We start from the raw sequence: 21,106 nt of genomic DNA on the forward strand, positions 1-21,106 counted from the left end.
GTTCACAGTCCGCTCGATTTCTTCCGCCGCACCAGCGCGACGAGAACGGGGGCGCCGACGAAGGCGGTGACGATACCCACGGGGATCTCGCCGGGTCTCATCACGATGCGGCCGAGGATGTCGGAGACCAGGAGCAGGCTCGGGGCGAGGAGGATGCTGTAGACGAAGATCCAGCGTTGGTGCGGGCCGACGATCCAGCGGGCCACGTGCGGCACCATGAGTCCGACGAATCCGATGGGTCCGGCGATCGCGGTGGCGCCACCGGCAAGGAGGGCGAGTGCGGTCACCGCGAGCACACGGGTGCGTACCAACCGGACCCCTTGGGCGACCGCCAGCTCGTCACCCAGAGCCAGAGCGTTGAGCGGGCCCGACACCGCGAAGGCCAGGATGAGTGCCACCGCGAAGAACGGCAGGATCGGCCACACGACCTCGAGCGGGCGACCCGCGATCGACCCGGCGTTCCAGTTCCGCATCGCGTCGAAGGCGTCCGGGTCGGTCAACTGGAGCGCCTCCCTGGCGCCGCCGAGCACGGCACCGACGCAGACCCCGGCGAGCACCATGACCAACGGCGAGTGGCCCTGCCGTGTCGATCCGAGGGCGAGCACCAGGAGCGTGACGATCAGTGCCCCCGCGAACGCGAACCACATGTAGCCCTGGATGTCGCGGACGCCGAGCAGACCCACGGCGACGGTCACCGCGAAGGACGCACCGGCATGGACGCCGAGGAGACCCGGATCGGCCAAGGGATTGCGGGTGAGCGCCTGGATCAACGCGCCCGACAGACCGAGGGCGACGCCGACGACCAGACCCACGATCGTGCGCGGCAGCCGGAAGTCGCGGATCGCGAACTGGTCGACGTCGGCCGAGGAGTGGAACAGCGCGTCCCACACCACTGACGGCGCGATCGCCGTCGACCCGATCATGACGCTCAGCGCCAGCAGGACCACCAGTACCGCCAGTGCGACGACCAGGCCGAGCAGACGACGACGCGGTCCGGGCACCGTCTCGGTGCCCGGACCGTCCTGCCCCAGGGCGAGGGCTGTCACTGCTTGCCGGGGAGGGTCGCCAGTGCGCTGTCGAGCGAGTCCAGGAACCGGATGACGGGCCCGTAGGAGTTGTTGCCGGGGCAGAAGACTCCCAGCGCTCGATCGGAGTCCACGGCAGGCAGCGCCTTCCAGGTGTTGGTCGCGACCACCGACTTGAAGGGCTCTGTCGGCTTGCCGTCGGCGTCGACGGGGTAGGTGATCACGTCGTACTTGGACAGCTCACTGATCTGCTCGAACGGCAGGGACTCGTAGGCCAGGGGGTCCTTGCCCTCGGCTGCTTCGGGGAGGTCCAGGCCGATGTCGTCCCGGGCGATCTCGGAGCAGCCGATGTCCGCGATGTAGAACGTCCCGGGATCGCTCCAGTCTCCGCGGGAGACGTCGACGAACGAGGTGTCGTTGATGATCTTGCCGTAGGTCTTCTGGATCTTGGCGACCTTTTCCTTGAACTCCGCCTTCTGCCGGCTTAGCGCATCCGCGGTGTTGCCGGCCTCCGCGATCGCGTCGGCGAAGGCCTTCCACTCGGTGTCGAGCCCCCAGGACACGGTCGGGGCGATTGCCTCAAGCTGCTTGCCGACCTTGTCCCAGTCATCCGAGGAGAACTGGACCAGGATGAGGTCCGGCTTGAGGGCGGCGAGCTTCTCAAGGTCCACCTCACCACCGCTGTTGCCGATGATCTCGGCTGCCTCGTACGCGGTCCTCTGTTCCTCCGGCAGCACGTTGAGCTCGGACTCGGACGCCTCGGTGACGCCCACCGGCTTGCCGCCCAGATCGATGAAGGGGAGGTTCGTGTTGCCGATGGTGACGATTCGCTTGGGGTCGGCGGGAACCTCGATGGTGCCGTTCTCGGCCTTGACGCTGTGGGGCTCTGCGGCCTTGTCGCTGCGGGTCCCGGCGGCCTTGTCGCTGGTGTCGTCGCCGTCACCGCCGCAGGCGGTGAGGACGAGCGACGCGCTCATCAGCGCGGCAGCAAGGGCTGCGCCGCGTCTTATCAGGGGGGTGTTGCTCATGGGCGTTCTTCTTTTCTCTTGTTCTGGGTCTGGAGGGGTTCAGTCGGCGGTGGAGCGGAGGAGTTCATGGACGGTGGCGCCCAGGCCGACGGTGTGCGCCGACCTGCGCGTGAGGCCGGCCCGGGCGATGACGGCGTCCAGCTCCGCCGCAGTGCGAAGGCCGGAGCCGTGGCAGACCAGGCCGATCAGGTCTTCCTCGCCGTCGTGCTCGTCGAGGTCGTCGGTGTCGAAGACCTCCTCGATCAGCAGCACCCGTCCGCCGGGGACGAGGTTCTCGGCTGCCCGGCGTAGTGCGTGAGCAGCGTCGGCGTCGGGCAGGGTCTTGAAGGCGCGGCTGATGAGCACGGCGTCGGCTTTTGGGCTGGGCTCGAAGACGGACTGCTCCAGCACGCCGACCCGCGTGCGTTGCTGGTCCTCGGGAATCGTGGCGGGCAGGTCGCGGCGCAGCCAGTCGGCCTGGGCGGGCAGGGCGCAGATCGTCACGCGCAGGCTTTCGTGGGCTGCGACGTACTCACGGGCGTGGGCGCCGGCACCTCCGGAGTGGATCACCAGGTGCTGGACTCCGGCGAGCAGGTCGGACGTGGCGATCGGTTCGGCCAGTGCGGGCTGGAACTTCGCCAGGCGCTCCAGGTGACGGTCCTCGTAGTCCTGCTCGGCTCGTACGTCGTCAAAGGTCTGGCCGGTGACCGAGGCGTAGGCGGGCCGGCCGGTGCGGACCGACTCCGTGAGGCCGTGGATCCCGAGCATCTCGCGACCGACCACCCCAGCGGAGTGGAGCCGGTCGGCGATGAATTCGAGAGTGAGGACGTCGCCGACCGGCGTCAGGGCGTAGTGACACGGTTCTGTCTCGGTCACCACGTCCAGGGTGTGCAGGTAACGCAGCAGCTTGCCCAGAGCGCGCTCGTCGGCGCCGACCTTGGCGGCCAACTCGGTCACGCTGGTCACGCCGCGGGAGACCAGATCGGGAACGCCCAGCTCGACGGCGGTGCGGATCGCGATCGGCGCGACGAGCCCGGTCAGGTCGTGGAGCTTCTGGAACGGGGTGACCGTCCTCTCCGGGTCGGGTACAGCCCCGTCGGTCTCCAGTGCGACGACCTCGGAGCGACGCCAGTAGCCGGCGAAGTCGATGTCCTCCTTGGGCACGCCCCGGTCCTCGACCAGGTGCCGGCGGATGTCCCGGACGGCCGTGTGCTCGCCGGCCAGCCACGCGAACGCCTGGCCCGACCACCACTCCGCGCTGCGGACGGTCTCGGTGAGCAGTGACACGGTCCCGGCCGTTGCGCCGGGGCGGACCAGCCACGTCACGTCGACCCCGGGCAGCTCGCGCAGCTCCTGGCGGTGGGCGTCCTCGGCGATCTCGATGAACACCTGTGCCCGGGCGTCGGGCGGGAGCTCGTCGAGCAGGCGGCCGATGGCGGGGAGTGCGGTGTCGTCGCCTGCCACGAGGAACCAGTCGGCGCCGGTCGGGAACGCCTTGGACGTGCTCGGGCCGCTGAGGTGGATCCGGTCACCCGGCTGGGTGCGATAGGCCCACGTCGTTCCCGCGCCCACCCCGTGCTTGACGAAGTCCACGTCCAGCTCGCCGGCCTCGGGGTCCCAGCGGCGGACCGTGTAGGCCCTCGACAGCGGTCGGGGGTCCTTGGGCACGATCAACTTGGCCTCGCCCTGGACCGGGAGCACCGGATCGCGCTGACCTGGGTACGGGAAGTAGAACGCGAGGTCGTCGTCGAAGCCCGGGGACTCGAAGCCCGGCCGCGTGAAGCCGTCCGCGGTGGTGAACGCCCGCAACTGTTCGCCGCCCAGCGTGACCCGCCGCATCCCCGGGGTGATGTCGACCGTCCGGACCACGTCGACCTCACGCAGGGTCGGCGAGTGCACGGTGAGTCGGCGCGAGGTTTTGGGCATGCGGGGAACTGACCTTTCCGGTCGCTTCGAGGGCGGGAGTCGCGCACCGGCATCGGGAGGGCGCGCACTGCTAAAGTTAGGTGAACCTTACCTGGGATGGTGTGCGCAGACTGCCGTAGAGTTAGGAGATGGTGGTCCCCTCCTCGTTCGCCGCAATCGCCGGCGACCCGCCGCCGATTCCGACCGCGCGGTTGGGTTCGGCAGATGCGCCCGCTCGACCGCTGCTGCTCTGGGTTCGCACCGGCGTGGCGCAGGTGCGCCTCGACGGCGGGCCGATGCACCGCCTCAAAGCCGGCGAAGGCGCCTGGATTCCCGCAGATGGCTGGACAGAGCGGGCGATCATCACTGAGCCGGGCACTGTCGCCTTCCCGCTGTGGCCCCACGCCGGCGTCGGTGCTCGGGGGCTGTCGGAACTGACGCGGTTCGACGTTCCCAGTGGCTGGCAGGACTGGTTGATCCAGCTCTTCAACCTGCAGGTCACTCCTTTCAGCGGCCGCGGGTACGCCCCCGAGGCGATCGAGGAGCTCCTTCGGCGTCCTGGCTCGCGCTCGCCGACGCCCGTCGGGGTCGGGCGAAATCCGAGCTCAGAGGAGTTCGCCTCGCCGGCAATGCCGCGAGCCCTCGGCGCCAGGGCAGTCGCCGAGGAACTGATTCGCGACCCCGCGCTCGACCTCACGGTCGAGCAATGGGCTGCGCGGGTGCTCTCCAGCGCGCGCACCCTTCGCCGTGACTTCCTCGCCGACACCGGGCTCACGTTCGAGCAGTGGCGACTGCTCTGCCGACTTGGCGCTGCCGTGGAGTTCCTCGCTGCCGGTTACGACGTGGACCAGGTGGCCGCTCGAGTGGGCTTCGCCAGCCGCAACGGCCTCACACGAGCCTTCAAGGGACGGTTCGGACTGACCCCCCACGAGTTCGGACGGGGGCTCTCCGCCCGGCCCGGCGCCGGCGGACTGACACAACAGGCAGCGGCGGCACGGCAGACCGACGACCTGATCCGGATGATGCGCAAGACGGACACTCCTGCTGCGCCCGAGATGCTGCCCGCGGCCAGCACGCCGTCGCACACCAACGACATCCACGTCCTCAGCTGGATGTATCGAGGCAGCGGGTACCTGGACATCGGCGACCAACGCTACGAGCGGGAGCGAGGGGTAGCGACCTGGATCCCCGCAGAAGTGGAGCATGTCACCGGCCTCCGCGAGAACTCCGTCTCCCTGCCGCTGGGCAACGCGAGCACCGGCGACCTCCAACTGACAGTGCCACTGCATGTGCGGTTCTCGCCTGCGTGGGACGACTACTTGATGTTCTGCTCGGTCAGCGCCCGGTCCGGACTGCGTCCTGACGACCACAACCCCCGCCGCATCCTCGACCTGTTCGCGGAACAGGTTGCCGCGCAGCGAGCGCTGTCGGTGCCGATGCCCACGAATCCGCGCGCGCGTGCTGTCGCGATGGAGTGCTTGCGCCGTATCGGCGAGCCTGGCGGGACGCACAAGGTTGATGTCGGTGCTGAGATCCACCGCGCGTTCCGTGACGAGACAGGTATGACACTAGGGCGCTGGCGCTATGCCGCCCGCATGCGCATCGCTCGCGACCTGCTCGCCGGGGGCGCGCCGCCCAGCGCCGTCGCGCGCCGGATCGGGTACGCCCACCTACCCACGTTCAGCGCCGCCTTCTCCCGCTTCCACGGACTGTCTCCGCGCGATTACCAGCAGCGCGAGCCTGAGCGCAACCGGTAGCACCGTTGCTGTCCTGCAAAGCACCCCTGTCTGCTGCGATTGGAGGATGTCCTGCGCGAGGCCGACCATGCTCTCGGAGTGCGCAGGTCTGGTCGCGCCCGGCAGCTCGAATAGGCCTCGGGGAAACCGGCCGTGCTGCGTATAGAACTTCCGCAACACGGCGTAGCCGTCGGCGTTCTGTGGGGTCCCGATCCGGCCGGTGCGCGGCAGGTTCACGACGATTCGCGCACCACGAGTTCGGTGGGAAGAACGACGTGCTGACGCGGCTCTTCTGGATTGCTGATCTCTTCCAGGAGGATGCGGGCGATCGTGTTGCCGATCTCCTCGATGGGCTGACGCACGCTGGTGAGGGGCGGGTTGCTGTGCCGGGCGATGATGGAGTCGTCGAATCCGACCACCGACACATCGCCAGGGACACTGCGCCCCTGCCTGCGCAGCTCCGCCAGCGCACCTGCCGCCATGACGTCCGAGGCGACGAACACGGCGTCGAGCGTGGGGAGTTGTTCAAGGAGTGAACGCATCGCGGCCTCGCCGCCCTCCTCGGTGAAGTCGGCCGAGACCACGAGGTGCTCCGTGGCTTCGTGGCCCGCTTTCTCAAGGGCCTCGCGCCACCCCTGGAGCCGGCTGCGCGCCACGTCCATGTCGAGGGGGCCGCTGATCGTCGTGATGGTCCGCCGCCCGCGAGCGAGGAGGTGTCTGACGGCCGCAGCGGCTCCGCCCGCGTTGTCGGAGTGCACATGGCTGAGTGACTCGGCGGGGGAGCGGCGCCCGGCGAGCACCGTGGGCAGACCCATGTCTTCCAGCAGACCGGGCAGCGGGTCGTGCTCGTGCACCGAGACCAGGAGTACTCCGTCGACCCGCCGCTCCGCCACCGACTCGGTGAGCTGGTCCCGCTCGGCCTGGTCGCGTACGAGGACCAGTTGGAGCTGTGTCCGGGTCTTGGCGAGCGCGGTGCTGACCCCGCGGATGACCGCCGAGAAATAGGGCTCGGAGCCCAGTCTGCTCTCCGACTCGGGAATCACCAGGGCCACGGAGTTCGTCCGGCTCGTCACGAGTCCCCGGGCAACCGAGTTCGGAACGTAGTTGAGTTCGGCGATGGCGGCGAGCACGGCGGCCTTGGCCTTGTCGCTGACGAGTTCCGAGCCGTTGATGACTCGTGAAACCGTGGTACGTCCGACCCCGGCGCGCGCGGCCACGGTCTTGATGGTCGGGCGTTGGCTGCCCCCCATGTCGCCTCCTCGCTTGCGCGGCGCCCGAACGGCTTCCACCAGCGCATTGTGCCAGACCCGCCGCGATCGTCAGCAGGGTCCGGGCGCGAGGGTGCGACATCTTCCGGCAACGAAGTTGCTTCAACTTCTTGACAGGAGCCTTTTGCGGCGGCCACGCTTCGGGCCTCCGAGTGGGCACGTTCCCATCGACATTTGGGAACGTACCCACTGGGACAAATCGGGGTCTACGGAGCGGACCGTAGGGCTCGAACTCCGGTGCGTCAGCGCCGCCGCTAGGAGGACTGAATGGGCAAGGCCCGAAGGAAGTTGCGTACACGAGCCGTGGCCGCCATATCGGCTGTGTCGGCTCTCGGCCTGGTCGTGGGCTGCGGAAGCAGTGACAGCGGGGGGACCGGTGGGGGCAAGAAGGACGGCAAGGTCACCATCACCATGGGGCTGTTCGGCGTCATGGGCTTCAAGGAGACCGGCCTGCTCGACAAGTACATGAAGGAGCACCCGCACGTCGTCATCAAGGCGGACGTCGCGGGTGACGAGCAGACCTACTACACCGCCCTGCAGACCCACTTGGCCGCCGGCAGTGGGCTGAAGGACATCCAGGGCATAGAGATTGGTCGGGCCAAGGAACTGTCCGACACGCAGAAGGACAAGTTCGTCGATCTGGCCGGCGTGGCCGGGACGGATCACTTCCTGCCGTGGAAGCAGAGCCAGGTCACCACCGCGGACAAGAAGGTCATCGGCCTGGGGACCGACATCGGCCCGATGGCGGTCTGCTATCGCAAGGACCTTTTCGAGCAGGCGGGCCTGCCCACCGACCGCGACGAGGTCGCCAAGCTGTGGGAGGGCGACTGGTCGAAGTACGTCGACGCGGGCAAGGAGTTCAAGCAGAAGTCGAAGGACGACAAGGTCGCCTTCATGGACAGCTCCAGCGGGCTGTTCAACGCCATGATCTACGGCAACTCCCAGCAGTTCTACGACAAGGACGGCGAGCTCATCTACGCCACCAACCCTGTCGTGAAGGACGCGTGGAAGCTGGCCTCCGAGGCGGCCACGTCCGATCTGACCGCCAAGCTCCGCCAGTTCCAGCCCGGCTGGGACCCCGGCCTGGCCAACAGCACCTTCGCCAGCACCGTCTGCCCGGCGTGGATGCTCGCGCACATCAGCGAGAAGGCGGGCCCCGAGAACAAGGGCAAGTGGGACGTCGCCAAAGCGCCGAAGGGCGCCAACTGGGGTGGAGCGTTCCTCGGCGTGATGGAGAAGAGCCCTGTGAAGAAGGAGGCGCAGGAGCTCGTCGCCTGGCTCACCGCCCCTGAGCAGCAGGCCTACCTCTTCAAGGAGATCGGCAACTTCCCCTCGTCGCAGACCGCGCTGGGGATGCCCGAAGTGGTGGACGCCAAGTCCGACTACTTCAGTGGCGCGCCCATCGGGAAGATCTTCAGCGCCGCGGCCAAGGAGATCCCGGACGAGCAGGTGCTCGGCCGCAAGGACGGCACCATCAAGGACATCTTCTCGCAGGGCCTGACCTTGATCGAGGCGCAGAACAAGAGCCCGAACGAGGCATGGAAGACCACGGACAAGCGCATCGAGAAGGCCGCCGGCTGACCTCGGGCCCCCTCGCCCACCTCCGCAGCAGTCCGGCGTCCCACGCACGGCCCCAAGTGGGCCGCCGGGCCCCTGCCCTCCCCGTCACCCTCCAGGAAGGACGCCTTCCGGTGGCCATCTCCACCCCGACAACCCCAGACGGTACGCCCGGTGCCGCCCCGCCCGCCGGGTCCGGCACCGGCGCGGAGCACCAGCGGCGCAGCACGCTGCTGCACCGTCTCGACGTGCGCGGCGCGCCGTACGCCTTCATCGCCCCGTTCTTCGTCGTCTTCGCCGCCTTCAGCTTCTACCCGCTCGTCTACACCTCGTGGATCTCCCTGCACCGCGTCGAACTGTCCACCCTGAACCTCATGGAGTGGGTCGGTTTCGACAACTACACGGCCCTGTGGGACGACGACCGCTTCTGGAACGCACTGCTCAACACGTTCACCATCGGCGTCCTGTCGACCGTGCCACAGCTGTTGATGGCGCTCGGTCTCGCGCACCTGCTCAACTACCAACTGCGCGGCTCGACGTTCTTCCGGGTGGCCGCCCTGACGCCCTACGCCACGTCCGTGGGCGCCGCGGCCCTGGTCTTCACGATGCTCTTCGAACGCGACTTCGGCATGATCAACTGGATGCTGAGCCTGGTCGGCATCGACAACATCGACTTCGAGAACAACAAGTGGGCCGCGCAGACGGCCATTTCAACGATCGTCATCTGGCGCTGGACCGGCTACAACGCCCTGCTCTACCTCGCGGCGATGCAGGCGATCCCACGCGACCGCTACGAAGCCGCGGCCATCGACGGCGCCTCGCGGTGGCAGCAGTTCCTGACGGTCACCATCCCCGGCATCCGCTCCACCATCGTGTTCACCATCGTCCTGTCCACGATCGGTGCCACCCAGCTCTTCGGCGAGCCCCTGATCTTCGGCCAGGGCCCCAACGGCATCACCGGGGGAGCGGACAACCAGTACCAGACGCTGGGACTGCTGCTGTACGAGGAGGGCTGGAAGAACTATCAGATGGGCCGGGCCGCCACGGTCGCCTGGGCGATGTTCCTGCTGCTCATCGTGGTGTTCGTCGTCCAACGACTTGTCACGCGTGTCATCGCGCGCAAGGGCTGACCGGGAGATCTCCATGACCACTGACAGCATCCCGGTCCAGACGCCGGACGCACGCAACGGCACCGCGCAAGAGGCGCGGAAGGACACCCCGCCCGGCCGGCGGAGCCGACAACTGTTCCGGCACCCGGGTGCCGGACGTCAGCACCACGCGGGTCCCGTCGCCTACATCCTGCTGGGGATCGCGGCGCTGTTCTCGCTCTTCCCGCTCTACTGGACGATGGTGGCGGCGTCGACCGACAACACGCGCGTCACCCAGACGCCTCCGCCGTTCCTGCCGGGACCCCATCTCCTGGAGAACCTCGGCAAGGCCTGGCAGGACGCCGCGCTGGGCAAGGCCATGCTCAACAGCCTGATCGTGGCCGGCGTGATCGCCCTGTCCACGGTGCTGTTCGCCACCCTGGCCGGCTTCGCCTTCGCGAAACTCCGTTTCAAGGGCCGCAACATCCTGCTCATGCTCGTGATCGGCACGATGCTGGTGCCGCCTCAACTCGGTGTCGTACCGCTGTTCATGATGATGACGGAACTGGGCTGGGGCCAGCAGCTGCCCGCCGTCATCTTCCCCACGCTCGTCAGCGCCGTCGGGGTGTTCTTCATGAGGCAGTACCTCAGCGAGGCGCTGCCCGACGAACTCGTCGAGGCCGGCCGCGTGGACGGTGCGCACTCCCTGCGCATCTTCTGGAGCATCGTGCTGCCGATCGCCCGGCCGCCCATGGCCGTCCTGTTCATGATCACGTTCGTGCACGCCTGGAACGACTTCTTCTGGCCGTTCATCGTCCTCGACATGTCCAACCCGACGGTGCCCGTCGCACTCACCCAGCTGAGCGCGGGATACATACGCGACCAGTCACTGATCATGGCGGGGGCCCTGCTCGGCACGCTCCCCCTGCTCGCCATGTTCATCGTCTTCGGTCGCCAGATCGTCGGCGGAATCATGCAGGGAGCGGTCAAGGGATGAGCGCCCCGCCGACCCCCGGCTGCCGCGCCCCTCCGGTACCCGCCACCCCGCTCCGCCCCTCCCACCCCGAAGTACCTTTGGAAGGACTTACGTGACCACCGTTACCCGACGTGTCGCGCCCGCCCCGGCATCCATCAACGCCCTCCAATTCCCTCAGGGATTCACCTGGGGGACGGCGACCGCCGCGTACCAGATCGAAGGTGCCGTCTCCGTCGACGGACGCACCCCTTCCATCTGGGACACCTACTCGCACACGCCCGGCAGGGTGCGCAACGGCGACACCGGTGACGTGGCCACCGACCACTACCACCGCTGGCGCGAGGACGTCGCGATCATGGCCGACCTCGGCGTGAGCGCCTACCGGTTCTCCCTGTCATGGCCGCGGGTGCAGCCGACCGGCCGCGGCCCGGCCGTACAGAAGGGCCTCGACTTCTACCGAGCGCTGACCGATGCCCTGCTGGAGAAGGGCATCGAACCGGTCGTCACGCTCTACCACTGGGACCTGCCGCAGGAACTGGAGGACGCGGGCGGCTGGCCGGAGCGCGTCACGAGCGACCGGTTCGCCGACTACGCGACCCTGGCGGCCCGTGCACTGGGGGACCGGGTGAAGACCTGGACCACCCTCAACGAGCCCTGGTGCAGTGCCTTCCTCGGATACGGCTCCGGTGTCCACGCCCCCGGACGCACCGACCCGGTCGCGGCCCTGCGCGCGGCGCACCACCTCAACCTCGCCCACGGCAAGGCCGTTCAGGCACTGCGCGCCGAACTGCCCTCCCGCGCGCGGACATCCATCACGCTCAACATCCACCACGTCCGAGCGCTGACCGAGGCCGCCGAGGACCTGGACGCGGTCCGCCGGATCGACGCGCTGGCCAACCGCGTCTTCACCGGCCCTCTGCTGGAGGGCGCGTACCCGCAGGATCTCCTCCAGGACACGGCCGGTCTGACCGACTGGTCCTTCGTGCAGGACGGCGACCTCGCCACGATCCACCAGCCGCTCGACTTCCTGGGCGTCAACTACTACACGCCCACCCTCGTTTCGGCCGCCACCGGCGAGGCGAGCCATGGCTCCGACGGTCATGGGGCGAGCGAACACAGCCCCTGGCCGGGCGCAGACCGCGTCGCCTTCCACCGCCCTGAGGGCAGCACCACCGCGATGGGCTGGGCGGTCGACCCCAGCGGTCTGTACGACCTGCTGATGCGGCTCAAGGCGGAGTTCCCCGCGATGCCCTTGATGATCACCGAGAACGGGGCCGCGTTCGACGACTACGTCAACCCGGAGGGCGAGGTGAGCGACCCTGACCGCATCGCCTACCTGCACGGCCACCTGTCGGCCGTGCAGCGGGCGATCGTCGCCGGCGTCGACGTACGGGGCTACTTCCTGTGGTCCCTGCTGGACAACTTCGAATGGGGCTACGGCTACAGCAAGCGCTTCGGTGCCGTCTACGTCGACTACCCGACCGGAAAGCGCATCCCCAAGGCCAGCGCACGGTGGTACGCCGATGTGGCCCGCACCGGCACGTTGCCGGATCGGGAGGGTGGGAATCAGTGAGCCCGCGTGTGACGTCGAAGCACAGCCGCGGATCGGCCGATCACGGTCCAACGGTGTTGCCGGGCGGTTCCTCCTTCCCTTTCCTTCTGCGCTGTCGCGGGAGGCCGACACGGGACACCGGTTGCCGCTGAAGATCGCGTTGCATCCGAACGTGGGATTCCTGTCAGCGCCGATGCTGGGCGGCCATCCACTGCCAGATGTGCGTTCCGTTGATGCTGGGGTCGTTGCGGGCGACGTAGATCCATGACCAGTGGCCGGCGAACCGGTGGTCGTTCCAGATGACGTGGTCGTAGAGCGTCATCAGTGAGCCCGGGATGAGGTCGTGCGCGTGGGCGGTGTTGGCCTGCGGGTCCACGGTGGTGTCGTCTCGGGAGGTGACGAGCCAGCTGGGGGTGCTGATCCTTGTCAGCTCGCTGTCGGGGATCAGCGGTGCACCGCCCGGCGGGGAGGACGTGACAACGCCGCAGATCGGCACGGAAGCTGCGAACAGGTTGGGGTAGACAGTGGTCATCTTCATGCTCATGTAGCCGCCGTTGCTGCAGCCGACGACGTAGATCCGGTCGTGGTCGATGCGGTTTCTGCGCGTGACGTCGCCGATGATCTCGCGGATGAGGGGCGCGAAGCGGGGGCCGTCCTGCATCCAGGCGGAGGTGCTTTGCGGGGCGAGGACGTAGGCGCCGTCGAAGATGCGCTGTGCCTGGGGGGTGGCGAAGCCCAGTGCGCCGCGGTTGGCTCGTAGCGTGGTCTCGTTGTCGTAGTAGTTGTCGGGCAGTGAGGCGCCCTCACCTCCGCCGTGCAGCCAGACGATCAGCGGGTGCTTGCTCCGTCGGGAGGCGTGGGAGCCGGTGGGCGAGTACAGCCGGTACTTCATTCCCGAGCCGGAGACGTGGGAGCTGAACGCGTCGACCTCGGGGTCCGACAGCCGACGGTCCTGCACGAATTCTCTGATGGTGATCGGTCGGTGATCGCGTAAGACGATCGGGGCGCGCTGAGTGATGGTGTAGACGAGGTCGAGCATGACGTTGCGGCGCTTGCCCTCGATGTAACCGAGGGTGCCGCCGCCGGTCCGACCCTCGGCATGGCTCAGGTCGAGCACGATGTTGCCGTGGTGGTCGAGTCGGACGGCGGTCACCGTGCGGTCGAGGTCGTACTCGCCGAAGATGGCGTCGTCGTCGGCGATGGGGATCGGGCTGGTGGCTTTGGCGTGCACGGTGAAGGTTGCGGTGGTCAGGCCGGCCGGGTCGATCGGGCCGAGCCGGGCGGTGTCGAGGGTGATCGAGGTGACCTGTTCGCCGCCGTCGAGCACCTGGGCGTTGAGGGTGAATCTCACTGCGCTGGTCGCGCGGTCGTCGGCATACGCGGTGACGCCGGGCAGGGACAGGCCGGCGGCGGCGCCCGTGCCGACCGCCAGAATGGTGCGACGGCTGATCGGTGTTGCCATGCGGACTCCTTATGTCGTCGGCAGGCTTCATCACGGCCCATGTGCCGAACCCGGTGGTGCGGCCGCCGAGAGTTGACGGCCCACCACGTACAGGACCAGGGCGGGCCGTGTCGTGAGCAGGACAAAAGTGAGTACCGTCGGCACGTTACCGGCGTCGCCGCGTGGCGGACAGGCGCTGCTCGGGCTTTTCTCCAGGCCGTGGCGGCCGACGCTCAGGTGACGCGGCCCGACAGTCGTCGAATGCGTTCGACGACCGGTCTGTCGACCGCTCCGCCCGCGGCAGTGGCGGATTCACCTGGGTCGATGATCCCGAGGGCCCATCCCGACTTCTCATCGGTCCCGGCGAACCCATGGCGAACCACCGGGCTACTGTCACTCCGAGTCGAAGTCCGTCCTCCGGGAGACCTTCTCCCACTCGGTGAGTTCGGCCCGCACGGAGTCCAGGTGTGCGGTGAGGAAGTCGACCGCGTCCGCGCCGAGGGCAAGGCGGAGCGGGGTCTTCTCGGCGTCCAGAGCCAGCCGGATCGCCGCCGCGGCCTTCGCCGGGTCGCCGGGCTGGCTGCCTCCGCTGCCCTGCACCATCTGCCGGGTCGCGCCGACCTTCTCCCTGTACGCCGGCTTCTCCTCGGAGAAGTACGCCGCGCCCTTGCCGAACAGGTTGGTACGGAACGCGCCGGGCTCCACGATCAGCACCTTGATGCCGAACGGCGCCACCTCGTCGGCCAAGCCCTCCGACAGTTGCTCCAGCGCCGCCTTGGTCGCGCTGTACGCGGAGAACCCGGCGAAGGACAGTTGCCCGCCGAAGCTGCTGATGTTCACGACCGCTCCGCTGCCCCGCTCCCTCATCTGCGGCAGCAGCGCCCGGGTCAGCCGCGCAGGGCCGAACACGTGCAACTCGAACAGGTCACGCAGCTCCCGGTCGGTGGTCTCCTCGAACGCCCCTACCTGGGTGCGGCCGGCGCTGTTCACCAGCACGTCCACCCTGCCGTAGCGTGCCAGGACGTCGGCGGCCACCACATCGGTCCGCTCACCGTCCGTGACATCCAGGCTGATCGCCTCGACACGGTCCGGGTACGCGGCGACCAGGTCGTCCAGCGCCTCGGTCCGCCGGGCGGTGCCGATCACCGTGTCGCCGGCGGCGACCGCGGCTTCCGCGATGGCCCGCCCGAAACCGCTGCTCGCGCCGGTGACCAGCCAGACCTTGGCGTTCTCGCTCATCCTCGTCTCCCTCGTCAACTGCCGTTCGGGGTTCTTCTGTCGACGGACTCGATCCTTCGCCAGTCACCAGGGCGGCGTCCAAGACCCGTTGTGATAGCCATGAGTTATGGACGTCCATGGGCGTGATCTGCGCTATTTCACTTCGGTCGCCGAGGAGTTGAGCTTCACTCGCGCCGCCGAGCGGCTGTTCGTCTCCCAGCCCGCACTGAGCAAGCAGATACGGATGCTGGAGAAGCAACTCGGCGTGGTCCTGTTCGAACGGGACCGGCGGACAGTGCGGTTGACCGCGGTGGGGGAAGCCCTGTTGCCGCACGCCCGCGCGGTGCTGGCCGCCTGGCAGGCCGCCCAGGCGGCGGTGGAGGAGGCGAAGACCGTCGAGCGGCGCACTCTGGTGATCGGCATGTCCACCAGTCCGGGCCGCGGGCTGCTGCCCGCTCTGCGGACCCGCCTCATCTCCCGGCATCCGGACGCGCAGCCCGTCCTGCACCAGGTCAACTGGGCGGATCCCACGGCCGGGTTGGCGGATGGATCGAGCGACGTCGCCTTCGTCTGGCTGCCGCTGCCCGACGATGACCGTTACCAGTACGCGGTGGTGGCCCGCGAGCCTCGGCTTGTCGCCCTCCCGGACGGACACCCGTTGGCGGCGCGGGCCGCGTCCGACCCCGAGGGAAAGGTCGACTTCACCGACCTGCTGGAGGAGCCCTTTCTCGCCCTCCCCCCGGAGGCCGGCCCGCTGCGGGACTACTGGCTTGCCCTGGACGCCCGGAACGGTCGACAGCCACGGATCGGTGGAGTGGTGGCCAGCGCCGAGGAGACCCACGAGGCGGTTGCCGGCGGCCAGGGGGTGGCTCTGCTGGCCACCGGTAACGCCCCACTGGTCGTCCGGGACGAGGTGATCGCAGTGCCGGTCCGGGGCATTTCCCCCTCTCAACTGGCGGTGGCCGCCTGCAAGGACGACAAACGGACGCTGGTTCTCGCCTACCTTGCCGCTGCGCGGGAGGTTGGGGCCACAACCCGTTGAGCAGGTGCTCGGAGCGCGGTGGATCTTGCCGACTTTGCACTCATGGCAGCCACCCCGGGACCTGGACGGCCCCGTTCAGACGTGTCATTCGTGCGCTGTCGCTGGTTCAGGCGTCGATGCGCAGGGCGTCCGAGATCGGCTTGGCGCCGCCGTGCGTGGTGAGGCCGCCGTCTACGGGGATCTCGGCGCCGGTGATGAACGACGCGTCGTCGGAGAGGAGGAAGGTGACGAGCGGGGTGATCTCGTCGACGGTTCCGGTGCGGCCGAGCGGTGTTCCGCGAACGTTCGCCTCGCGGAACGCGGGTGCCGCGGAGGCGGTCATGTCCGTCTCGATGAAGCCGGGGTGGATGATGTTCACGCGGATGCCACGGGGCCCCAGTTCCATGGCGGCGGTCCTCGACAGTCCGCGCAGCGCCCACTTGCTGGCCGTGTACGCGACAGGGTAGTGGGCGGTCAGCGCTGCCGAGGAACCGACGTTCACGATCGACGCTCCCGCACGCATCAACGGCACCAGGTGCTGGATGCCCAGCAGCGGGCCGGTGACGTTGACGGCATGGACGCGGGCCATGTCCTCGGGGCGTACATCGTCGATTCTGGCGCGCCAGGTGACACCCGCGTTGTTGACCAGGCCGTGCACCTGTCCGTACGCCTCGCGCAGTTCGGCGGCGAGCTGAGCCCAGTCCTTCTCGCTGGTGACGTCGAGTCGACGGCAGCCTGGTGCCTCCGCCACGTCCGTGGCGATCACCCGGGCGCCCTCGCGGGTCAGTGCCTCGGCCTCTGCGGCGCCCTGGCCGCCGGCTGCGCCCGTGACCACGACGACCTTGTCGAGCAGCGGTTTGGAATGGAGGTCGGTCACGGCCGCTCCCTTGGGCGGCGCCGGGCGACGGGAACCGGCAGGGGGGCAGGGCCGGGGACCACGGTGTTGGAGACGGTGCCGATGCCCTCGACGGTGAGCGTGACCGTGTCGCCGGGCTTGAGAGGCACCGGGTCCTGCCTGCCTCGTACGCCCCACAGCTCGGCGAGGCAGCCGCCGTTGCCGCAGGTCCCGGAACCGAGGACGTCCCCGGGCCGGACGACGGTGCCCCGGGATGCGTAGGCGACCATCTCCTCGAAGGTCCAGCTCATGTTGGACAGCAGGTCCTCGCCGATCGCCTCGCCGTTGATCTCCGCTGTCAGCGCCAGACGCAGGAAACCGTCCGCGTCGCGGTACTTCTCCAACTCGTCGGCGGTGACCAGGTAAGGCCCCAGTGTGGTGGCGGTGTCCTTGCCCTTGCAGGGGCCGAGGCCGACCTTCATCTCGGCGGACTGCAGGTCGCGGGCCGACCAGTCGTTGAAGACCGTATAGCCGACGATGTGGTCGCGGGCCTGCTCGGGGGTGAGGTCGCGACCCTCCTTGCCGATCACGGCGGCGACCTCGAGCTCGAAGTCGAGCACGCTCGACCCCGGCGGCATGGGGATGTCGTCGTGCGGGCCGTACACGGCGTAGGGATTGCCGAAGTAGAACGTCGGGGCCGCGTACCACTGCTCCGGGACACCGGCGGTGCCGTCCACGGATCGCCGGACGCCCTCGACGTGCTCCTCGAAGGTGACGAAGTCGCGCACGGTGGGTGGCTGGAGCGGCGGCAGCAGACGCACCTCGGACACGTGGGGACCGGCCGGGACGGAGAGCAGCGCGGGGTCCGCGTCGAGCAACTCGGGCAGGCCGCCACCCTCGGCGAGGAGTCCCGTCAGGGAGTGCACACCGGGCAGTGGGCGGAGATTGCCGTCCTCGTGGACGACGGCCACCTGATGTTGGTTGTGGTGTTCGTACGTGGCGAGACGCATGGGAGGGCACCTGTCGGCGTGGAGGCGTGGAGGCGTGGCACGGAAGCCGGGGACGCGGCGGGCGGTCAGGGCATGACAGGGGAACGCCGCGCCCCCGGTGATCGGGGAAGCTTGCCGGTCGGATGGGCAGCCGTCCGGGCGCTCAGACCGGCGGGGCGACGAACACGCCGCGATCGACGTCGTTGAACGACTCCTTGGCGACCAGCTCGTTCATCGGGTTCGCTGTGCCCCACTGGTCGGTGACCTCGGGCTTGGAGAAGTCGTAGACGTGGGGGTGCCAGGTGTCCTCGTCCAGCTCCTCCAGCTCGGTGGTGTACTCGACCGTGTTGCCGTGCGGGTCCAGGAAGTACGTGAAGGTGTTGTCGCCCGCCATGTGCCGGCCCGGGCCCCAGACCTTCTGGAAACCGGCGCGCATCACCCGGCCGGAGCCGCGCATGTACTCGTCCAGACCGCGCATCTCGAACGAGACGTGGTGCAGGGCGGTGTGCGGGCCCTGGGCGATGGCCATCGAGTGGTGCCGGCTGCTGATCCGCATGAAGTGCATGACCTCGCCCATGTGCGGCGAACTCAGCGTGTCGGACAGGCGGAAGCCGAGGTGGCGCTCGTACCACTCACGCGTCTTGTTCAGGTCGGGGGAGTTGAGCACCACGTGCGACAGACGGACCGGGATCGACTCCTTCTCCTCGATCCGGCGGTGCTGTCGCGCCTCGACATCGGCGGAGACCTCGATGGTGCGTCCGTCGACGTCGAAGAAACGGAAGCCGTAACCGCCGCCGGGGGTGTCCACCTTGCCAGGCTGCGAGACCAACTGGACGCCCTGGGACAGAAGTTGATCGGCCAGGGTGTCGACATCTGCCGGGCTGTCCGCGCCGTAGGAGACCAGGTCGAGGCGCTTGGCGTCGGCCTTGCGCAGCCGGACGACGTACTGTTCGGGGCTGCCCTCGGCGGCGAGGAAGGAGATGCCGGAGTCCTCGGCGACCTTGGTCAGGCCCCAGACGCCGGCGTAGAAGTCGAGCTGCTTGTCGTAGTCGGGCACGGCGAGGTCGACGTGCCGCAGATGGGTGAGCAGTCGGTTGCTCATGGGGCCTCCTCAGTCGAGGTTGAGCAGGGCGGCGGCGTTTCCGCCGCGGACGGAACGGAAGTCGTGGTCGGGCAGGTCCGCGGCGCGCAGCGCGCCGAGCGGGTCGTCGGTGCCCATGTCGAAGGGGAAGTCGGAGCCGAGCAGGACCCGTCCCGGACCGGCGGCGCGGACCAACTCCCGCAGCACGTGGGGGTCGTGGACGAGGGAGTCGAAGTACAGCCGCTTCAGGTAGCTGCTCGGCTCACGGGCACAGCCCCGGGCGTCGGGGCGGGCTCGCCAGGCGTGGTCGGAGCGGCCGATGTGAGTGGGGAGGTAACCGCCGCCGTGCGCCGCGATCAGCTTCAGGCCCGGATGGCGGTCCAGGACGCCGGAGAAGATGAGATGGGAGAGGGCGACCGCGTTCTCGGTGGGCTGGCCGACCGTGTTGGACAGGTACCACTGGTCCAGGCGCTCGTCGAGTGTGCAGCCGAACGGGTGCAGGAAGACCAGGGCGCCGGTCTCCTCGGCGCGCGCCCAGAAGGGGGTGAGCCGCGGGTCGGAGAGTTCCACCTCCCGTGTCCCGCCCGGGCCCGGCGCGTGTGAGGAGATCTCCACGCCCCTCAGCCCCTGGTCCAGTGCGTGGTCGAGCAGCGCGACGGCGAGCTCGGGGTGCTGGAGGGGGATCAGGCCGAGGCCGTGCAGTCGGTCCGGGGCCTTGGCGCAGTGCGCGGCGGTCCCCTCGTTGGCCAACTGACAGACCTGCTCGGCCAGTCGGGACTCGGCCCAGTAGTGATAGTGGCTCGGTGAGGGGCTCACGAGCTGCAGGTCCACGCCGGCCTCGTCCATGGCCGCCAGACGCACGGAGACGTCCGTCAGCTTCGGCAACCGCGCGCCCACCATGGGACGGTTCACGGAGAGGGCAGCCGTCCCGTTGCGGCGGGCGTCCAGGCCCTGGGCTTCGAGGAGGCCGGGCTGACCGGCGACGGCCTCCTCGACCTCCGGGAGCAGCAGGTGGGCGTGGACGTCGATCGTCGGTATCGACAGGGGCTCGGTCACGGGAGTTCCTTGAGCGCGCTGAGGGTACGGGCCATCAGTCCGGGTACGTCCGCGTCGCGCACCCCGTCGAGGAGCCACTGGCCGAGCTGGACGGAGGCGTCTACGACCATGCGTACGCGGGGCAGTCGTCGGGCGTGGTAGTCGGTGAGGAGCTTCTCGTCCCAGGCGTCCCGGCCGGTCAGCAGTTCGGCGAGGACCAGGACGTCTTCCAGGGACATCGCGGCGCCCTGGGCGAAGGTGGGCGGGCAGGCGTGGGCGGCGTCGCCGACGAGCACGACCCGGCCGCGGTGCCACGGGCCCTCCACCAGGTGCCGGTCGAACCAGGTGTAGTTGACGGCCTTCGGGTCGGTGAACGCGGAGCGGAGCTCCTCCCAGGCGCCGCCGTAGCCCTCGCTGAGCGCCCGCATCTCGTCGGCGTACGCGTCCGGGTTCAGCGAGGCCCGGTCGCGGGCCGGTTCGACGAGGTAGGTGTAGACCGTGTCCTCGCTGGTCGGGCAGTACCCGGCGATGAAACAGCGGCCGCCGTAGATCATTTCGGTGCGGCGGACACCGGCCGGGCGGGGGGCGGGGGCGCGCCAGATGCCCATGCCGGTGGGTTCGGGTCTGTCGGTGATGCCGATCATGGAGCGGGTGGTGGAGTTGAGCCCGTCGGCGCCGACCACCAGGTCGTAGCGGCGGTTGGTGCCGTCCGAGAAGGTGACGTCCACGCCCTCGTGGTCCTGCTGGAAGGCGGTGGTCGTGGTGCCGAGGCGGACGTCGGCGCCCGAGGTGCGCACCTGGTCGATGAGGAGCTGTTGGAGCCTGGGCCGTTGCATACCGATGTGGGCGGGCAGGTCGTCGCCGCCGGTGCGGAGTTCCTCGTGGGCGTGCAGCACGGTGCCGTCGGGGGCGAGGATGGCGACGCCGTCGGCGGCGTATCCGTCGTTCTCGATGCCTTCGAGGACTCCGACCTCGCGCAGCACGCGCAGGGCGTTGCCCTGAAGGGTGATGCCGGAGCCGGCGGAGGCCTTCCAGTCGGGGCTCGCCTCGACGAGGTCGACGGTGATCCCGGCCCGGCGCAGCAGGATGGTCAGCGCGTTTCCGGAGGTGCCTCCGCCGATGACCAGGACGGTGGGGATCCCCCCAGCCGGAGGCTGGGGGAGGGGCAGGCTGTCAGCCATGTCGGGGATACCTCCAGGGAGTGGGCCGCGCGGCTTCGGGCGGCGGGGTGCGGCTCTCGCCCGCCGAGCGCTCCGCTGAGAGTGCGGCGCGAATGCTGCGGGCTGTCTGTGGCTGGTCGCGCGGTTCCCCGCGCCTCTTCGGGGCGCCGGCTACCGCGCCGGACTTCGGCGGGGCCGCTCGGAGCGGGACT

17 protein-coding genes are annotated in these 21,106 nt (G+C 69.0%); 6 read left to right on the plus strand and 11 right to left on the minus strand.

Translation table 11 applies throughout. From position 1 onward, the window contains the following. Window positions 1-2: 2 nt before the first annotated feature. Genes ACN20J_RS48770 through ACN20J_RS48780 form a run of 3 tightly spaced genes read right to left on the minus strand, consistent with a single transcriptional unit; the run spans window position 3 to window position 3,958 of the window. Window positions 3-1,046 (minus strand): FecCD family ABC transporter permease, encoded by a 1,044-nt coding sequence (locus tag ACN20J_RS48770; protein WP_419668669.1) that lies wholly within the window; start codon window positions 1,044-1,046, stop codon window positions 3-5. Next, the gene (locus ACN20J_RS48775) at window positions 1,043-2,053 is read right to left on the minus strand and encodes an ABC transporter substrate-binding protein (protein WP_419668670.1); all 1,011 of its coding nucleotides are present in this window, start codon (window positions 2,051-2,053) and stop codon (window positions 1,043-1,045) included. The genes ACN20J_RS48770 and ACN20J_RS48775 overlap by 4 nt, the downstream gene beginning before the upstream one ends. Before the next feature lie 39 nt (window positions 2,054-2,092). Beyond that, on the minus strand, window positions 2,093-3,958 hold the full coding sequence (locus tag ACN20J_RS48780) for an SIP domain-containing protein (protein WP_419668671.1): 1,866 nt from the start codon (window positions 3,956-3,958) through the stop codon (window positions 2,093-2,095). 128 nt (window positions 3,959-4,086) lie between these two features. Between ACN20J_RS48780 and ACN20J_RS48785 the strand changes: the two genes are divergently transcribed. Then, window positions 4,087-5,694 carry a helix-turn-helix domain-containing protein gene (locus ACN20J_RS48785; protein ID WP_419668672.1) on the plus strand — a complete coding sequence of 536 codons (1,608 nt, stop codon included), beginning with the start codon at window positions 4,087-4,089 and terminating at the stop codon, window positions 5,692-5,694. Window positions 5,695-5,906: 212 nt separating this feature from the next. Here ACN20J_RS48785 and ACN20J_RS48790 read toward each other — a convergent pair whose 3' ends face one another. Next, window positions 5,907-6,923 carry a LacI family DNA-binding transcriptional regulator gene (locus tag ACN20J_RS48790; protein ID WP_189844967.1) on the minus strand — a complete coding sequence of 339 codons (1,017 nt, stop codon included), beginning with the start codon at window positions 6,921-6,923 and terminating at the stop codon, window positions 5,907-5,909. Between the two features lie 285 nt (window positions 6,924-7,208). On the opposite strand from ACN20J_RS48790, the gene ACN20J_RS48795 reads away from it, so the two are divergent. From ACN20J_RS48795 to ACN20J_RS48810, 4 genes are all read left to right on the plus strand, one after another. Continuing rightward, window positions 7,209-8,522: an extracellular solute-binding protein gene (locus ACN20J_RS48795; protein WP_419668673.1), complete on the plus strand. Its 1,314-nt coding sequence runs from the start codon at window positions 7,209-7,211 to the stop codon at window positions 8,520-8,522. Between the two features lie 110 nt (window positions 8,523-8,632). Beyond that, window positions 8,633-9,628 (plus strand): carbohydrate ABC transporter permease, encoded by a 996-nt coding sequence (locus ACN20J_RS48800; RefSeq protein WP_189844969.1) that lies wholly within the window; start codon window positions 8,633-8,635, stop codon window positions 9,626-9,628. Between the two features lie 13 nt (window positions 9,629-9,641). Continuing rightward, on the plus strand, window positions 9,642-10,583 hold the full coding sequence (locus ACN20J_RS48805) for a carbohydrate ABC transporter permease (RefSeq protein ID WP_190231796.1): 942 nt from the start codon (window positions 9,642-9,644) through the stop codon (window positions 10,581-10,583). Window positions 10,584-10,674: 91 nt separating this feature from the next. After that, on the plus strand, window positions 10,675-12,135 hold the full coding sequence (locus ACN20J_RS48810; protein ID WP_190231797.1) for a GH1 family beta-glucosidase: 1,461 nt from the start codon (window positions 10,675-10,677) through the stop codon (window positions 12,133-12,135). Between the two features lie 163 nt (window positions 12,136-12,298). On the opposite strand, the gene ACN20J_RS48815 is transcribed toward ACN20J_RS48810, so the two are convergent. Both ACN20J_RS48815 and ACN20J_RS48820 read right to left on the minus strand, forming a co-directional pair. Then, complete coding sequence (locus ACN20J_RS48815) at window positions 12,299-13,576, minus strand: prolyl oligopeptidase family serine peptidase (protein ID WP_419668674.1); 1,278 nt, start codon at window positions 13,574-13,576, stop codon at window positions 12,299-12,301. A 372-nt stretch (window positions 13,577-13,948) separates the two neighbouring features. Further along, complete coding sequence (locus ACN20J_RS48820) at window positions 13,949-14,794, minus strand: oxidoreductase (protein ID WP_189844973.1); 846 nt, start codon at window positions 14,792-14,794, stop codon at window positions 13,949-13,951. A gap of 106 nt (window positions 14,795-14,900) precedes the next feature. Here ACN20J_RS48820 and ACN20J_RS48825 point away from each other — a divergent pair, with 106 nt between their 5' ends. Further along, the gene (locus tag ACN20J_RS48825; protein ID WP_419668675.1) at window positions 14,901-15,815 is read left to right on the plus strand and encodes a LysR substrate-binding domain-containing protein; all 915 of its coding nucleotides are present in this window, start codon (window positions 14,901-14,903) and stop codon (window positions 15,813-15,815) included. Between the two features lie 106 nt (window positions 15,816-15,921). Here ACN20J_RS48825 and ACN20J_RS48830 read toward each other — a convergent pair whose 3' ends face one another. The 5 genes from ACN20J_RS48830 to ACN20J_RS48850 form a co-directional block, all read right to left on the minus strand. After that, window positions 15,922-16,671 carry an SDR family oxidoreductase gene (locus ACN20J_RS48830; protein WP_190231801.1) on the minus strand — a complete coding sequence of 250 codons (750 nt, stop codon included), beginning with the start codon at window positions 16,669-16,671 and terminating at the stop codon, window positions 15,922-15,924. Next, complete coding sequence (locus ACN20J_RS48835; RefSeq protein ID WP_189844976.1) at window positions 16,668-17,639, minus strand: fumarylacetoacetate hydrolase family protein; 972 nt, start codon at window positions 17,637-17,639, stop codon at window positions 16,668-16,670. The genes ACN20J_RS48830 and ACN20J_RS48835 overlap by 4 nt, the downstream gene beginning before the upstream one ends. 142 nt (window positions 17,640-17,781) lie before the next feature. Next, window positions 17,782-18,720, minus strand: coding sequence for a VOC family protein (locus tag ACN20J_RS48840; RefSeq protein WP_189844977.1), 939 nt, complete (start codon window positions 18,718-18,720; stop codon window positions 17,782-17,784). Between the two features lie 9 nt (window positions 18,721-18,729). Further along, window positions 18,730-19,755, minus strand: a complete 1,026-nt coding sequence (locus ACN20J_RS48845) for an amidohydrolase family protein (protein WP_419668676.1) — start codon at window positions 19,753-19,755, stop codon at window positions 18,730-18,732. Then, window positions 19,752-20,915: an FAD-dependent oxidoreductase gene (locus ACN20J_RS48850; RefSeq protein WP_190231803.1), complete on the minus strand. Its 1,164-nt coding sequence runs from the start codon at window positions 20,913-20,915 to the stop codon at window positions 19,752-19,754. Before ACN20J_RS48850 ends, ACN20J_RS48845 begins: the two co-directional genes overlap by 4 nt. Window positions 20,916-21,106: the final 191 nt, after the last annotated feature.

This window comes from Streptomyces sp. 2-1 (genome assembly GCF_048564895.1).
GTDB lineage: Bacteria > Actinomycetota > Actinomycetes > Streptomycetales > Streptomycetaceae > Streptomyces > Streptomyces phaeochromogenes.

Coding starts and splice junctions, on each gene's coding strand:
- ACN20J_RS48775 (WP_419668670.1), bottom strand. CDS start 2,053: ATGAGCAACACCCCCCTGATAAGACGCGGCGCAGCCCTTGCTGCCGCG.
- ACN20J_RS48780 (WP_419668671.1), bottom strand. CDS start 3,958: ATGCCCAAAACCTCGCGCCGACTCACCGTGCACTCGCCGACCCTGCGT.
- ACN20J_RS48785 (WP_419668672.1), top strand. CDS start 4,087: ATGGTGGTCCCCTCCTCGTTCGCCGCAATCGCCGGCGACCCGCCGCCG.
- ACN20J_RS48790 (WP_189844967.1), bottom strand. CDS start 6,923: ATGGGGGGCAGCCAACGCCCGACCATCAAGACCGTGGCCGCGCGCGCC.
- ACN20J_RS48795 (WP_419668673.1), top strand. CDS start 7,209: ATGGGCAAGGCCCGAAGGAAGTTGCGTACACGAGCCGTGGCCGCCATA.
- ACN20J_RS48805 (WP_190231796.1), top strand. CDS start 9,642: ATGACCACTGACAGCATCCCGGTCCAGACGCCGGACGCACGCAACGGC.
- ACN20J_RS48815 (WP_419668674.1), bottom strand. CDS start 13,576: ATGGCAACACCGATCAGCCGTCGCACCATTCTGGCGGTCGGCACGGGC.
- ACN20J_RS48820 (WP_189844973.1), bottom strand. CDS start 14,794: ATGAGCGAGAACGCCAAGGTCTGGCTGGTCACCGGCGCGAGCAGCGGT.
- ACN20J_RS48825 (WP_419668675.1), top strand. CDS start 14,901: ATGGACGTCCATGGGCGTGATCTGCGCTATTTCACTTCGGTCGCCGAG.
- ACN20J_RS48835 (WP_189844976.1), bottom strand. CDS start 17,639: ATGCGTCTCGCCACGTACGAACACCACAACCAACATCAGGTGGCCGTC.
- ACN20J_RS48840 (WP_189844977.1), bottom strand. CDS start 18,720: ATGAGCAACCGACTGCTCACCCATCTGCGGCACGTCGACCTCGCCGTG.
- ACN20J_RS48850 (WP_190231803.1), bottom strand. CDS start 20,915: ATGGCTGACAGCCTGCCCCTCCCCCAGCCTCCGGCTGGGGGGATCCCC.